The sequence below is a fragment of the Sporosarcina sp. PTS2304 genome (assembly GCF_003351785.1).
In the GTDB taxonomy this organism is placed as follows: Bacteria; Bacillota; Bacilli; order Bacillales_A; family Planococcaceae; genus Sporosarcina.
The window spans coordinates 1,035,366-1,049,748 of the sequence record NZ_CP031230.1; the positions used below are offsets into that span (position 1 = coordinate 1,035,366).

The window sequence follows — 14,383 nt, forward strand, 5'->3', positions numbered from 1 at the left end:
CGGAGTAAAACATGAATTTCAATCCACGCTCTCCATACAGAGAGCGACCTGATCGCTTAGGCGGTCGTTTTCTGCTGCAAAGATTTCAATCCACGCTCTCCATACAGAGAGCGACAATCACTTTCGCTCCGGTTTATCATATTAACGGAATTTCAATCCACGCTCTCCATACAGAGAGCGACTCACCAACGAAGCCAACGAGATCCCCTTCTGCTATTTCAATCCACGCTCTCCATACAGAGAGCGACAAAAGGAGGGTTATCTATGATTCTCACACTCGGAATTTCAATCCACGCTCTCCATACAGAGAGCGACGACAACTTCTTCCTCAGGCACGTCAAAACCAAATATTTCAATCCACGCTCTCCATACAGAGAGCGACTGATTAAAAATGAAAACAATCATTGTAGACAAAAATTTCAATCCACGCTCTCCATACAGAGAGCGACAATGATATTTGCACCTGTAATTAAGGCGAGTAGGTATTTCAATCCACGCTCTCCATACAGAGAGCGACAAAGACTCAACGTGAATGGCAACTACAGCCCAGGATTTCAATCCACGCTCTCCATACAGAGAGCGACGTAACCGCCTCATCGTCTCGGATTTCTCGGCTATTATTTCAATCCACGCTCTCCATACAGAGAGCGACGGAAATCGGGTTTATGTTTAAACACTCACACAATATTTCAATCCACGCTCTCCATACAGAGAGCGACTTTAAGAAGCGGTTGGACACGCGAACAACCGGATATTTCAATCCACGCTCTCCATACAGAGAGCGACTCATACGCTCAAACAGTCGATCTTCGGGAATAAAGATTTCAATCCACGCTCTCCATACAGAGAGCGACCCGAACCTTTATCAATCGACTCGATCGGCACGTTATTTCAATCCACGCTCTCCATACAGAGAGCGACGCGGCCGCTGCATAATACAATAAATCATCCGCATGATTTCAATCCACGCTCTCCATACAGAGAGCGACTTTAGGACAAACACAGGCGAGATTGTACCTGATGAATTTCAATCCACGCTCTCCATACAGAGAGCGACGAATAAAAAAAGTATTACTAACTTCGGATACGGTATTTCAATCCACGCTCTCCATACAGAGAGCGACGACAAAAGTTGTTGTTCTTGTTGCTCTTGATAAAATTTCAATCCACGCTCTCCATACAGAGAGCGACAGAGGACCATAAACATCTATACATCAGCAAGGAAATTTCAATCCACGCTCTCCATACAGAGAGCGACCAATTGGGATGACGCAACGGATACATGGACACTAATTTCAATCCACGCTCTCCATACAGAGAGCGACTTGTGCGTCCTAGTACGTTGTCCCAGTTATGGTTATTTCAATCCACGCTCTCCATACAGAGAGCGACGTCGTTCAGCCCTAACCCTATGACTCCTAGTCACGATTTCAATCCACGCTCTCCATACAGAGAGCGACCTCTTAGTCGTTTATCATCGTTACCATTCCCTAGAATTTCAATCCACGCTCTCCATACAGAGAGCGACGTCGTTCAGCCCTAACCCTATGACTCCTAGTCACGATTTCAATCCACGCTCTCCATACAGAGAGCGACCTCTTAGTCGTTTATCATCGTTACCATTCCCTAGAATTTCAATCCACGCTCTCCATACAGAGAGCGACAAGCAGGTTACCGAATTGTTATGCACGTACACGATATTTCAATCCACGCTCTCCATACAGAGAGCGACGGCCCAGCAGACGCACGCGCGAAAGCGAAGTCTTGATTTCAATCCACGCTCTCCATACAGAGAGCGACCCATGTTGCTGACTCCTTTCTGTCGTATTTTGTTCGATTTCAATCCACGCTCTCCATACAGAGAGCGACACCTGCAAGAGCTGTGCAATGTTGCCTGCAAAGTATTTCAATCCACGCTCTCCATACAGAGAGCGACGGTTACTCTTTTTACATATTTACAAACTATATTTATTTCAATCCACGCTCTCCATACAGAGAGCGACATATAAAACAGGCACAATTAGACAAGCTGTAATATTTCAATCCACGCTCTCCATACAGAGAGCGACGCTTTATCATCGGAAAAGCAAAATCATTTATTAGTAATTTCAATCCACGCTCTCCATACAGAGAGCGACAAAGGTAGCACCGAAGTTATCTAACAGTAAAGCATTTCAATCCACGCTCTCCATACAGAGAGCGACTTACTCGCACCGTATCACCCAACTCGATCGACTATTTCAATCCACGCTCTCCATACAGAGAGCGACACCAATACAGTTGTAAAAAGAAACCACTCAGTCGATTTCAATCCACGCTCTCCATACAGAGAGCGACTTGAAAGGTATTTTATCTATTTACAATGTTACCATTTCAATCCACGCTCTCCATACAGAGAGCGACGCAAATCCCAAGCCTTTCGATGTAACTCATTCATCGATTTCAATCCACGCTCTCCATACAGAGAGCGACATCAGATATCAGAAAATACGGTATCGACGGAGAAATTTCAATCCACGCTCTCCATACAGAGAGCGACCAGTCGGTTCTGCAAGGGCAATGTAGATAGCCGGAGATTTCAATCCACGCTCTCCATACAGAGAGCGACCATCGGCAGAGGCAGATTTCGGAGATGAAGTGGTCATTTCAATCCACGCTCTCCATACAGAGAGCGACTTAACAGATGCTTGCTTTCGATCAAACAGCGTAATATTTCAATCCACGCTCTCCATACAGAGAGCGACCAACATGATCTAATAATTCATCTATTTTAACTTGTATTTCAATCCACGCTCTCCATACAGAGAGCGACAAAGGGTTGATCCAGCAATATCACCGTGAACAGATATTTCAATCCACGCTCTCCATACAGAGAGCGACTAAAAGGGTTTGAATTACCAAAGCCGGGCAAATATATTTCAATCCACGCTCTCCATACAGAGAGCGACAAACTTTTTCGATTTCTGTGCTACCTTTTTTCTTATTTCAATCCACGCTCTCCATACAGAGAGCGACAAAAATCTCACACTCTCCTTTAGCTCGAATTTTCATTTCAATCCACGCTCTCCATACAGAGAGCGACTTTGCGATTTCCAACTTTTCGGCGTTCATTTTTTTATTTCAATCCACGCTCTCCATACAGAGAGCGACTTTAAATTTTTTATTTCGCCGCCATCAAGTAGGTAATTTCAATCCACGCTCTCCATACAGAGAGCGACGGTTATAAATATTGGCCAGGGGAGGTAAGACGATATTTCAATCCACGCTCTCCATACAGAGAGCGACAGAGATCGGAATCGAAAATCTACCAACTTTAGCAATTTCAATCCACGCTCTCCATACAGAGAGCGACAGTTATATGTATAGCCCTCGAACTCCACACGATTATTTCAATCCACGCTCTCCATACAGAGAGCGACTCGGGCGCGGTACCCGGCTGTATCCTGGTAAAACTATTTCAATCCACGCTCTCCATACAGAGAGCGACCACGCAGGCGGCATAGATGTGATTGATTTTGCGGATTTCAATCCACGCTCTCCATACAGAGAGCGACCTTCTGTGGCGTGCCGCTTAAAATTATCTCCAGTAATTTCAATCCACGCTCTCCATACAGAGAGCGACTACGAGATGTTGTATCTTCTCCCTCCCAGTGTACTACATAAAGTGAAAAAAATGAATAGTCTATCAATTAGAGGTTATTTTCTGTTGGAAAACGCCAGAAAAATGCGCGAACCTCCTGGTGATTTCGTGGGCACTTAGGGTTCGCACATTCAAATGTGAAAAAAGTAGAACCATACCCTTTTACTACAAACCCACAGAAAGAAAAAGCTCATATAGATCAATACTGTTTCTTACACAAGTACTTTTTAAGAACTAGCTATCATACAAACAGCCAGCAAACCAAACAGTTGGAATAGTTTCACGCTGTTAGTATGATAGAGTCACTACATAATAGGAGGCGTTACTATGACAAAATATGAATTACCAAACGTATGGAAGTGGGAAGAAGAGAATTCAAATAGATGGGGGAATCGTCCGACAGCGGGTGAACGGTTTGAGCAAACGTTACCAGTCGGAGAGGCACCGCTCCAACTCTATTCACTGGGAACTCCAAACGGTATAAAAGTGACAATTATGCTGGAAGAGTTAAAAGAATTGGATGTTGACGGTGCAGATTATGATGTATATGAAATCAATATTGGAGCGCAAGAACAATTTGGTTCAGATTTTGTCAAGATCAATCCTAACTCCAAGATTCCTGCCTTGGTCGATCAAAGTCAAAGTCCGCGTGTGGAGATTTTTGAATCAGGATCGATTTTGCTGTACTTGGCTGAGAAATTCAAACAACTGATTCCGACAGATATACATGGACGAACAGAAACCCTTAATTGGCTATTCTGGCAAATTGGGGCGGGTCCTTATATTGGTGGAGGGTTTGGCCACTTTTTCGCTTATGCGCCGGAACCTATGAAATATCCGATTGATCGTTTTACTATGGAAACGAAACGTCAACTAGACTTACTGAATAACACATTAGCTAAGCGTTCTTATATTGCGGGTGATACGTATACGATTGCAGATATCGCCATATGGTCTTGGTACGGACGTCTAGCTTTAGGGAAGTTGTATGAAGGCTCGTATGAATTTTTGGACATGGATGAATATACCCATCTCTTGGAATGGTCTCAACGTATCGAAAAACGACCTGGCGTTCAAAAAGGTCTTGCGGTAGAGTATCTATCATATACGTCAACTTAAGGTTTATTCCTTCGTTTTTACTCGTCAAGTGACGTTCCACTTCTTGATTTGTATGGTTTGAATTTATAGGAATACGGGAATGTCTTTAGTAACCTTTCACTTTATGGATTTGAAGGCATAGTAAATAAACCCCTGTATGTTCTTTTTTAAAAAATAGGTGTGTTTATGTTAGCCAGTGAATAGGACCGGGTTTCTTTACGTTTTTCGGGCCATTGCTGGCTAATATATTGAGTAACTCGTCCATCACTTCCCTCCACTTGGGAGAAGCACGTGCCTGCCAAAGTTTCCACACCCGTTCACTCACTTCTCGGATTCCAATCCGCTCACTTAGAATCAGTTGTTTCTCTTTCCAGAAATAATGACGTATTTGATACGTAAGCAGCACACTCAATAGGAATATAATTAACTCCGCATACAAATGACACAGCCATCTTTCTGCCTTCATATTTCGATAACGTGCTACCCCTAAGTCAGACTTCCATGACTTGAAGAGGAGCTCAATTTGCCATCTGTAGCGATAGAGTGAACAGATTTCCGACGCTGGAATTTCTGCTGGCAGATTAGTCACATAGATAGATATGCCAGACAAGTCTTTTACTTTTTGTTTAATTTTTCCCGGCTTTGTCTGTTTGCGTCGCTTAATACGAAATTCCTGACGTTTTTGTTCTTCCGCCGTCATCCGATAGATTACTAAGCGAGAGGGCATTCTCTCGTGCTTACCTATATATACGCGCGGGAATTCTCTGCTTTCTCCTGGTTTCATGGTCTGTATTTCCTCTTCTAGAAACAATCGTATATGAGCGTACTTTTTCATAATCTCTCCGTTTTTGTGATAACGGGGATGAGGCGAATCCACATAAAACATAGTATCTGCACGTGCACGTGATACATAAAATGCTTCTTTTTGTTCAATTTCCCTAAACAGATCACATTTGAAATAGCCCAGATCTTGAAGAAGCAGATCATCTTTCTGCACGTTTTCTAAACGGCTGAGTCCTGAAAGAGAATCTCCCGCTTTTCCAGGCTGGAGTTCAACATAACAAAACTTTCCTGTAAGATAATCAAATTCTAATTGACACTTGACACCTGCACCCGTGGTCCCGGGGAACATGACGTGAAGCGCGTCAGGCAATTTCACGGAGCTGCCATCCAAAATCCTCATGCTTCTAAACGGGTATGTGGTGGCGATGGGAAGCTTAGAGAAGGCCAATTTGGATTGACTTTCAAACAATCGGAGAAAGATCCGTTCCATGAACTGAACCGCGTGTTCGTTAAACCGTTTATCCAGTGCTTGCTTAGAGAGCGTCAGACTCGGTTTGGCCAGCTTCGCACACAGATGAGTTAATGAACTTTCTGCGATCTTACCCGGCTCGGCAAAGAGAAGTTGAAGAAAAGTATTTATATCCAGCTTGCGTTTCCGTTGAATAAACTTTGTCTCTCTAGCGATAGAGGAAAGTTCTTTTGGGTGACAGAAGAGTAAACAATCGACGCTGCTGGTAAAAAGGATGTTTAGGCTTCATGATGTATACCTCCTTATATTTGGTGTGTTAAAGATATATACCAACAAATAAAGGGAATCAATCGTAAAGTACTAAATTTTTCTTAAGTTGACGTATATGAGAGTATCTATCGCTAAGTAAGTAATTTTTAAAGTAAGGTGAGGCTGCGACATAACATGCAAAAAGCGTAAAGGATACTTCATCCTTTACGCTTTTTTAACGTAGTGACTGCAATAGTGATTCGTAGGATGGGGAATCTACCATGACGCCAGAAGCAGCATGAATTTACATGTATCTACATATTTTGTAGAGATAAAAATGTTTAGAAGGAATTAAAAAAATTGCTGAAAGAGTTGGGGCATATAGCTTCAGCTCTTATTTGTCGTGTGTTTTATCTGCAAATAAAAATATTTTAAAAAACGATGTATCATACAAAAAGCACTCTATATAGCGGATGAAGAGGCGAATGACTATCACTTACAAAAATAGCGAGGAGGACGAAACGAGGAGTTTATTAGTGGATGAAACACCTTTACAAGTACTGCCATTGTTAGCATAAGACGTATGGCTGAATGGGGCGATATTTTTACAGCAACTAAGTTTTCGATCATTTGATTTCAAAAAATGTGCGGGATAAATATGTTTGGGTGTGTAAAACGTTTAACGAATGGAAAGAAGAGTTTCCGTTATAGTAGAGCAATACGATCAAGCGCCTCATTTACGAACTCGAGGAAAAACGTATGGTGCATACGACATCTGCGACGACCGAATCTGATTAAAAGAAAGACAAATGAAAGCCATCGTCCGAAGAATTATAAAAAGAATCTAGACAAAAGTCCAATTATCATCATTGATTCTCTACAAACCATCAGATCCGAACATCGCATCGTCAACCAAACTCAATCCATCGGCGGATTAACTGTCTATTACAGCAAAGCCACCGGCAAGCTCGGTGACATTGACTATCTAACTGACAAAGGAGAGTGTTGAAATGGTTACTGTAGCTCAATGTCATAGAGGCGAGCACACCAATGTACTAGAAAAGCGAAAAGAAGTATATGAAGCTGCACGGGCTAGTCATCCCGAACATTGGATGCGTGACACAAAAAACTGGAATCCGCGCGAACAGGTAGCCTTAAATCCGATGTGTGAAAAGAAATAGGTTGACTGATCACACCCACTGTACCTAGTGGCTTGAATGGAAAGAACGCTTTTCCTTTCGATTCAAGTCACTAGGCGGGCAAGCGCAGCGCGGTAGCTTGGATTAGACATGGAGAGTTGAATTTTATTGAATTAGGTATTTGAGGAAAGTTAATCAGCCTGATACGACATCTATATTGACAACTATCGATTGCGATGTAAATAGTAAAATAACTAACGTTTTTCTTTATTGAAATAAACTAAAGAACCTTCTGCCTTCGCTGCATTAAAATTTAATTTTAAATTAAGCTCGATGGACTTCCTAGTTGCTTGTAGATATTGTATAGCTAAATCTATATCTAAAGAGACCTTGATATTATTAATAATAGGAATTTCATATTTTCCTTCTAGGCTTTGATATTTACTTAACAAATAATTAATAGCAACCTTATTTAATTCTTTTATATTAACATTAATTTGACTAGCATTATATCTAATATTTTCCGAATTAGTTACGAACCAAAAAGATGGTTTGAAAAAAGTTTCTTCTAAATATAAGTTATAGTCTTTAATTCTTTCATTATAAAGTTCCTTAACCTCGGGATTTTCATAATATAAAAAGAAAGAATCACTTCTAATATTTGTAACAATCAAGTTATAATTTTTACAATCCATATTTTCTATGAAAATCGAAAGTTTATTTATCCGATCTTCATGGGTATTAGTTATTCTCATTTTTGATAGGCAGAATTCTTTGATGATGTATTTATTAATTTCACTAATCATCGTTTCCTTCAAACTATCTACAACACTTTTAATGTTTTGTTCATGATCAAATACAATCGTCGGAACTGAGATAGAATATGATAATTCTTTATCTAAGGTTAAAGTAGTGTCATTTTTAAAATTGATTAGTAGTGACTTACTCCTAACATCAACTAGTCTTTCTTTTATAAGGTCTTCCTTCAATCCCAGATCCTTACTAATACCAATACAATCATTAATTTCATGTTCTACGTAAAGTTTTTTTAGTTTATGTAAACCATCGTATAATTCTTGAGCTACTTCTTGATTTATACCAAATCCAAAATGGCTTTTAAAAACTTTATAGCGTTCAACTAAAGACTCCACTGAATCAGATTCAAAATTCATTAAGTAACTAGAAATTTCTTCTTTGTCGAGTTGTTCAAAAAAACCACTATTTGTCGAAGATTCAATAAATACAAGAAATTCTTTAATAACATTCTCCATTATCATCCACTTGAATATGATAGTATCGCCATGCATTCTTTCCCATCCAGTTAATTCTTTGAAAGCTGAACTGGCAAAAAGAGATAAGTCATTTCGTGTAACCGAAAAGTCATAACCTATTCTGTTAAATACATCCAATTCGAGAAATGCTTTGAATTTATTTCCGTCAACTAAATCTTCTTTATATATTAAATAATATAGATATATAGCTAAGTTAAAGATAATTTCCATAGATTCATTTTTTATACCGTTTAGAAAAAATAAATCTTCAGTGACATTATTAAAATTTTCAATATCTCGATTATCAATCATTGTTTTTAAAACCCTTTGTGTAACTAGTTTTGCGGTATCTTTATTTCTTGATAATACTAATAAAGATATATTCTTAGAGTAACCTTTAAGGATATCTTCTTTTTTATAACCTGGTAAAAGTTTGTTTTTGTAAATAATATTATAAAAGGCAGCATGGCTCTGAGTTACGAAATTCAACTGTGAGCTGTCACCTTCATCTGCTGTTTCACGTAAAATTTGAAGTAATTTGTAGATAGATTGCAGATAATTCTCATTAATAAACTCACTATTTTCTAAGTGTTTTAAAATAGCTTTAATTTCGTCATCTAAATAGACGAAGTGCCCTTGCGTGAAAACTGTTCCATATAAATTTAAAATTAACTCCATTGCCTCGTCCAATTTATCTTTTTCGAAACATTTTTCAAATAGTTCTGTAATTCTTTCATCGATTAGATTGGAAATCTTTTTAGTAATGTCAGTTGATTCATTAGATAAAATAATTTCATATAGCTCTTTAAAAAGTGAAATATTTTTTTGTAACAAACCGTATCTATCTCTCTCGATTGCATCGATTGAATGGATATAAAGCTGCTCTATTATTTTATTCAACCTTTCTCCTCTTTCTGGGTTTTTGAGCCCTTGAGCTTTGTAGTGAATTCATTTATAATGCTCTGTCTAACTTTATTTTCAATTGTATCGAAATTTACTAAAAGTGAAAAAGTTTGATACATAAGAGTTGAGACGCTTAACAATGAAATAAATAAAATAAAAACAGTTCCAAACAACCATTCGTAAGCAACGAAAAAATAGTTAGCAAAAATTAATGCAATAAGCACGAAAATTATTTCTATTTTAGATAGAAAAAATGCTTTTTCTTCAATAAATACAAAGTGCATTACATCTTTCCCAAATATCTTTTCTTTTATAAATCCAACTGTTAAAGCCACAACTGCGATACTTATTGATATTGCAACAGCTTGAACTTGCCATATAGCTAAAATAAGATTATTAATATTTTCACTTTCTATTGTTAGAAATTTGATATGAAATGTGTCGAAAAGCCAAGTACCGGATTTCGCAAGTAATAGAATTAATATTAGTGTAATAACCATTCGGAAAAAGGATGTCTTTGTAAACATTTTTCACCTCTTTAAAACTTTTTATAAACAATTTAAGGCATCTTTGTGTTAATAAAGCGCACCTGTGCTCTGCAAAAATACGACACTATTCAGACAACCGATAGATAAATAATTACGCAAGAAAATTCTACGACTACATTCCGAGGGTTCTTGTATCTTGGCCCTCAATCCTCCCTAACAACCAACCGAGCCAACCCATTCTCCTCAAACTCTTCCTCATACCGTTCCTCAATCTCAAGTAGCCGCTTAAATCGCTCATCCTTATCCCTCGGAACAACTGCCTCATTCGCTAAATCTCTTTCAGCCAGTCGACTAGAAAGTTCATTCCAAAACACATCATTATCATTCACATCAATGATCGGCTGCAATTGATTTTCATATGCTTGGGTCGGATAGTATTCATTGTGGTCTCGCTCAAATGTAATGATGTCATCATAGCCAAAATCCTTCGCAAATGAGTTGATATATTGGTACAGTTCTTCATACTCCTTGATCAGTTGCTCGGGATTTCTAGAAGAATTGGCTGTCCATTCGCCTAAGTGGACCAAGTCAAGTAAGTGTTTGAATTGCTTCTTTGTGAAATTAATTTTCATTATACTCATTCTCCTTTATTCATCTGCGATTATCGTATCACAAGAATCTGTATTTGCAGTAAATCCATTCCGAATAAAAACTATGAAAATTGAATTTCTTCCTTTTGACGCATCGAATCCATCTACACTACACTCAATGAACAACGAGTAATATTCTCTTATTTTAGCTAAAAAAATGATACAATTATATTAACAGAATTGGAGGCTATCGCCATGAATGATGAAACCCTACGCTCAGCTATTGAAAATTGGGAAGCTTTGAGTGGCACGCCAGAAGAATTTTTTGCGTATGAATCTAGATTGAAACGAGTGATTGATGAAGAAGCGGCTGTAAAGGAAGCGGAATTGCGATTGCAGGAGGCTGTTCAGAAAGCTACACAGAAAGCGAATCGTAAGGCTAAAGAAGAGAAAATTAGAACAGTTCAAAGTCTTTTAGCATTAGAAGTGGAGATGGAGAAAATTGCGATGGCTGTAGAAATGGATGTGCAAGACGTTCTTGCTATTCAAGCAGACATGCGTCACAAGTGAAGTTTCGAGATAATAAAGCAATAAAAAAAGAAGGTGATCTCCATGAAATCGAAACCTATTTATGTCGAAGTTCCGATACATGTCCCGCTAGAGCGCGTTTGGGAAGCGTCGCAGCAACCCGATCTTCACGCGCAGTGGGATTTGCGTTTTTCTTCCATTCGCTATTTACCGAAAGAAGAGGGAGAGGCGCAACGGTTTACGTATACACGTGCGGTTGGTCCGTTCGCTGTAGAAGGTTGGGGAGAGAGTAGTGGTTCGGCGGTGTTGAAGGATGGTTCGCGTAGTTCGTCTTTGCATTTCGGCACCGATCAAAAGATTTCCCCGATAAAAGAAGGACGCGGCTACTGGAAGTATGAGCCGACGGAATATGGCACGAAGTTTTTGACGCAATATGATTATCAAACGAATTTTGGTTTTCTAGGTAGGATGATAGATTGGATGTTTCGACCGTTGATGGGCTATGCGACTGCACTCAGTTTTGATGTGCTGAAGCGCTGGCTTGAAAAAGGGGAAGCCTCGATTTCGCAGTATCGACGGTATTTTATGATGCAACTCATTACAGTGTTTTTCGCTTTTTTATGGGTGTATCAAGGGCTAGTACCTAAGATTTTGGCGATGCATCCAGAGGAGAAAGCGATGGTGGCGAGTGGTCTGTCTCTAACGGACGCAGCGGCGACGAATGTAGTGTGGGCGATCGGCTTAGCTGAAGTGGTGTTTGGAGTTGTTTGGTTGATCTATCGAAAGAAACGGCATCTGTTACTCTTGCAGTTGATCGCATTTCCTGTATTAACGATTGCGGCTCTTGTGGTTGCGCCCGAAACAGCGGTGCATCCATTCAATCCGGTGACGTTTAATCTATCATTCATTGTATTGAGTGCGGTTGGGTTGCTTGTGGCGCGAGATTTGCCGAGCGCTGCGTCTTGTAAGAGGAAGAGGTGACGTGCGTTGTCTATTTATAAGAAGGCGTTAGCAGAAGATTTTTATCGGCTTCATCCGATGCTTCAAAAAAGATATGCCTTTGAAGAGTCGGTCTTTCGAGCGTCAGGCGTGATGAATCGAATCACGGGCGGTCCGCGATGGCTGTCACCGTTGTTTCGACTAGGAGCGAAAGTGAAGTTTGTTTTCCCTGAAAGCGGCACGGCTATTCCTTTTACGATCGTTAACACGGCTTCTGTTACCTCGACGGGTCAGGAAGAAGTTCATTGGGAACGTAAGTTTATGTTTCCTGCTACTACACGTTATTTCAATGCGTTGATGAGTTTGGATGAAAGTCGGCTCGTTGTGAAAGATTATCTCGGGGAACCGTCTTTCTTTTATTCGGATTTACGATTTACCGTTTCAGAAGATGGCGCGTTGACGATCGATTCGCTCCGACAGCGGCTAGTGCTCGGCAAGGTAGAAATTCCACTGCCGAAAATGTTGCAGGGGCTTGCGACGGTAGTGGAATCGTATGATGAGTGGCGCAGTGTGTTTCGTATTCAAGTAGAAGTGAAGAACTCGCTCCTTGGCACGTTATTTTCTTACGAAGGGGAGTTTACGGAAGATGCGTAAGTTTGTAGTTGTTCATCTGTTGCTGTTTGTTGTGACGCTACTAGTGAGTGGTCAGCCGTGGCCGTATGGATTATTAGTAGTCGCGCAACTTTTCTATATCCCTGTTCTGTTACGCATGGTATGTACGGAACGTGGGTGGTTTTGGAAGTATTATCCGTTCGTCGCCATTCCTGCGTATGCGTCGGTAATACTTGGACAAGTTGTGGACTGGGCAGGCTCGTTTGCGGTGCTGTATTTGTTGTTTACAGTATATATCGCTCTTTATGGAGTGACACGTTTTCTCCGTCGGGGATTTACGCATCTGGAGGAATTTGCGATTGATCTCGGATTGATCTACGTGGCGATGGGGGGCGTCTGGTATTTCGCTTTCGCTACAGGAATCGATCTCGGATTTAGTCCGCTGCTTACGTGGTTGACGGCTATCCATTTCCATTATTCGGCTGTCATCTTGCCAGTTTTCATCGGCTGGCTCGGGCGGTTGCATCCGTCGCGGGCGTATCGATTCGCTACGGTCGCGCTGCTTGCGTCACCGATGATTGTCGCTGTGGGGATTACGTTTTCACGATGGATTGAAGTCGTTTCTGTGTTTCTTTATATGTATGGATTCGCTGTAATTATTTGGCTCGTTTGGCGCACTTCTTTTGCAAATTCACTACAAAAGTGGCTGTTGCGCTTTTCTTTCAGCGCGCTTGCTGTGACGATTTCGTTTTCGTTGCTGTATGTGCTGAGCAATGGTTTCGGTTTAATCACGGTGACAATTGACTTCATGCTTCGTTTTCATGGCGTGCTCAATTGTGTCGTCTTCGCAGGTGTCGGTTTGCTCGGTTGGTCGCTTCGTGTCCCTCCCGCACATACAGAACCGCCGTTTCCGATCAGTACGGTACGCGGAAGACGAGTAGCACGAGAGATTGGTGAAATCGGTCGCCATGTTGGATTATCCGATGATTTGACGGTGTACGGGCTGTCATCTGCGACGGTTTCGCCGACGATTTTACGTTTTTACGAACAGACGAATGATTTTCGATTGTATGCTGCTGTTTTTTGGCGAAGCTGGTTCAAGCCGTTTGCGTTCGTATATTCGCTTTTCAGCCGGCGTACCCAGCAAATCAATTTGCCTCTCTGTTCGGAAGAAGTCGAGATGACAGGGGCGATTTATACGTTACGTGAAGGATTGGATGGCCGGGAAAACGTGCGCATATGGGAGAGGAACATCGGAGAACAGACGATTTTCACGGCGCTTTATTCGCAACATGAGACGAATGGACGAGTCTATATGAACATCGCGTTACCTTTGCCTTTTTCGACGATGACGGGAGTTTTGGAGTTGCAGGCAGTGGACGGCGGATTGCGCTTGACGAGTGAGCGGACCGATTCGATGTCCGATGCAGGAGTCTATTTGTCGTTTAGCGATCGCGGGGCGTGTAAATTGCCGTTACGCGAAACGTTTTTCATTGAAGAAGTAGAGGACGGTGCATTACGGGCGACGCATCATATGTGGATCGGTCCGTTGCCTTTTTTGACGATTAATTACTCAATTGTAGCTAACAGTAAAAGGGAATAGTAAGGCTAGTTTTTCCTTGTACGTCGTCTTCATGCTATAATAAAGTCATTCTATAGTACTTACGAAAACGC

Annotated in this window: 10 protein-coding genes and 1 CRISPR repeat array (1 of these 11 running past the window's edge); of the genes, 6 read left to right on the forward strand and 4 right to left on the reverse strand. The window is 40.8% G+C overall.

The window, feature by feature from the left end; genetic code table 11:
* Positions 1 to 3,622: direct repeats of the CRISPR family, unit length 33 nt; unit sequence ATTTCAATCCACGCTCTCCATACAGAGAGCGAC (it extends 1,200 nt beyond the left edge of the window).
* 345 nt (positions 3,623 to 3,967) lie between these two features.
* Complete coding sequence (gene yghU, locus DV702_RS04825) at positions 3,968 to 4,759, forward strand: glutathione-dependent disulfide-bond oxidoreductase (protein WP_114923730.1); 792 nt, start codon at positions 3,968 to 3,970, stop codon at positions 4,757 to 4,759.
* Positions 4,760 to 4,922: 163 nt separating this feature from the next.
* Here yghU and DV702_RS04830 read toward each other — a convergent pair whose 3' ends face one another.
* Entirely contained in the window at positions 4,923 to 6,266 is a 1,344-nt protein-coding gene (locus DV702_RS04830; RefSeq protein ID WP_114923731.1) for an IS4 family transposase, read from the reverse strand.
* A 983-nt stretch (positions 6,267 to 7,249) separates the two neighbouring features.
* On the opposite strand from DV702_RS04830, the gene DV702_RS16780 reads away from it, so the two are divergent.
* Positions 7,250 to 7,420, forward strand: a complete 171-nt coding sequence (locus tag DV702_RS16780) for a hypothetical protein (protein ID WP_162805717.1) — start codon at positions 7,250 to 7,252, stop codon at positions 7,418 to 7,420.
* Positions 7,421 to 7,632: 212 nt separating this feature from the next.
* Here DV702_RS16780 and DV702_RS04835 read toward each other — a convergent pair whose 3' ends face one another.
* The 3 genes from DV702_RS04835 to DV702_RS04845 form a co-directional block, all read right to left on the reverse strand.
* Entirely contained in the window at positions 7,633 to 9,549 is a 1,917-nt protein-coding gene (locus DV702_RS04835) for a hypothetical protein (protein WP_114923732.1), read from the reverse strand.
* A complete protein-coding gene (locus DV702_RS04840) occupies positions 9,546 to 10,079 on the reverse strand; it encodes a hypothetical protein (RefSeq protein WP_114923733.1) in 534 nt (177 codons plus the stop codon). Before DV702_RS04840 ends, DV702_RS04835 begins: the two co-directional genes overlap by 4 nt.
* A gap of 164 nt (positions 10,080 to 10,243) precedes the next feature.
* The gene (locus DV702_RS04845; RefSeq protein ID WP_114923734.1) at positions 10,244 to 10,672 is read right to left on the reverse strand and encodes a hypothetical protein; all 429 of its coding nucleotides are present in this window, start codon (positions 10,670 to 10,672) and stop codon (positions 10,244 to 10,246) included.
* 213 nt (positions 10,673 to 10,885) lie between these two features.
* On the opposite strand from DV702_RS04845, the gene DV702_RS04850 reads away from it, so the two are divergent.
* Genes DV702_RS04850 through DV702_RS04865 form a run of 4 tightly spaced genes read left to right on the forward strand, consistent with a single transcriptional unit; the run spans position 10,886 to position 14,312 of the window.
* The gene (locus DV702_RS04850; protein ID WP_114923735.1) at positions 10,886 to 11,200 is read left to right on the forward strand and encodes a hypothetical protein; all 315 of its coding nucleotides are present in this window, start codon (positions 10,886 to 10,888) and stop codon (positions 11,198 to 11,200) included.
* A gap of 42 nt (positions 11,201 to 11,242) precedes the next feature.
* Positions 11,243 to 12,139: a DoxX-like family protein gene (locus DV702_RS04855; RefSeq protein WP_114923736.1), complete on the forward strand. Its 897-nt coding sequence runs from the start codon at positions 11,243 to 11,245 to the stop codon at positions 12,137 to 12,139.
* A 6-nt stretch (positions 12,140 to 12,145) separates the two neighbouring features.
* Positions 12,146 to 12,751, forward strand: coding sequence for a DUF4166 domain-containing protein (locus DV702_RS04860; RefSeq protein WP_114923737.1), 606 nt, complete (start codon positions 12,146 to 12,148; stop codon positions 12,749 to 12,751).
* Positions 12,744 to 14,312, forward strand: coding sequence for a YndJ family protein (locus tag DV702_RS04865; RefSeq protein WP_114923738.1), 1,569 nt, complete (start codon positions 12,744 to 12,746; stop codon positions 14,310 to 14,312). Before DV702_RS04860 ends, DV702_RS04865 begins: the two co-directional genes overlap by 8 nt.
* The last annotated feature ends 71 nt before the right edge of the window (positions 14,313 to 14,383 follow it).

What these genes read in the sequence shown, in the direction of transcription:
- DV702_RS04850 (WP_114923735.1), top strand. Translation starts at nt 10,886, where the DNA reads ATGAATGATGAAACCCTACGCTCAGCTATTGAAAATTGGGAAGCTTTG.
- DV702_RS04855 (WP_114923736.1), top strand. Translation starts at nt 11,243, where the DNA reads ATGAAATCGAAACCTATTTATGTCGAAGTTCCGATACATGTCCCGCTA.
- yghU (WP_114923730.1), top strand. Translation starts at nt 3,968, where the DNA reads ATGACAAAATATGAATTACCAAACGTATGGAAGTGGGAAGAAGAGAAT.
- DV702_RS04865 (WP_114923738.1), top strand. Translation starts at nt 12,744, where the DNA reads ATGCGTAAGTTTGTAGTTGTTCATCTGTTGCTGTTTGTTGTGACGCTA.
- DV702_RS04845 (WP_114923734.1), bottom strand. Translation starts at nt 10,672, where the DNA reads ATGAAAATTAATTTCACAAAGAAGCAATTCAAACACTTACTTGACTTG.
- DV702_RS16780 (WP_162805717.1), top strand. Translation starts at nt 7,250, where the DNA reads ATGGTTACTGTAGCTCAATGTCATAGAGGCGAGCACACCAATGTACTA.
- DV702_RS04840 (WP_114923733.1), bottom strand. Translation starts at nt 10,079, where the DNA reads ATGTTTACAAAGACATCCTTTTTCCGAATGGTTATTACACTAATATTA.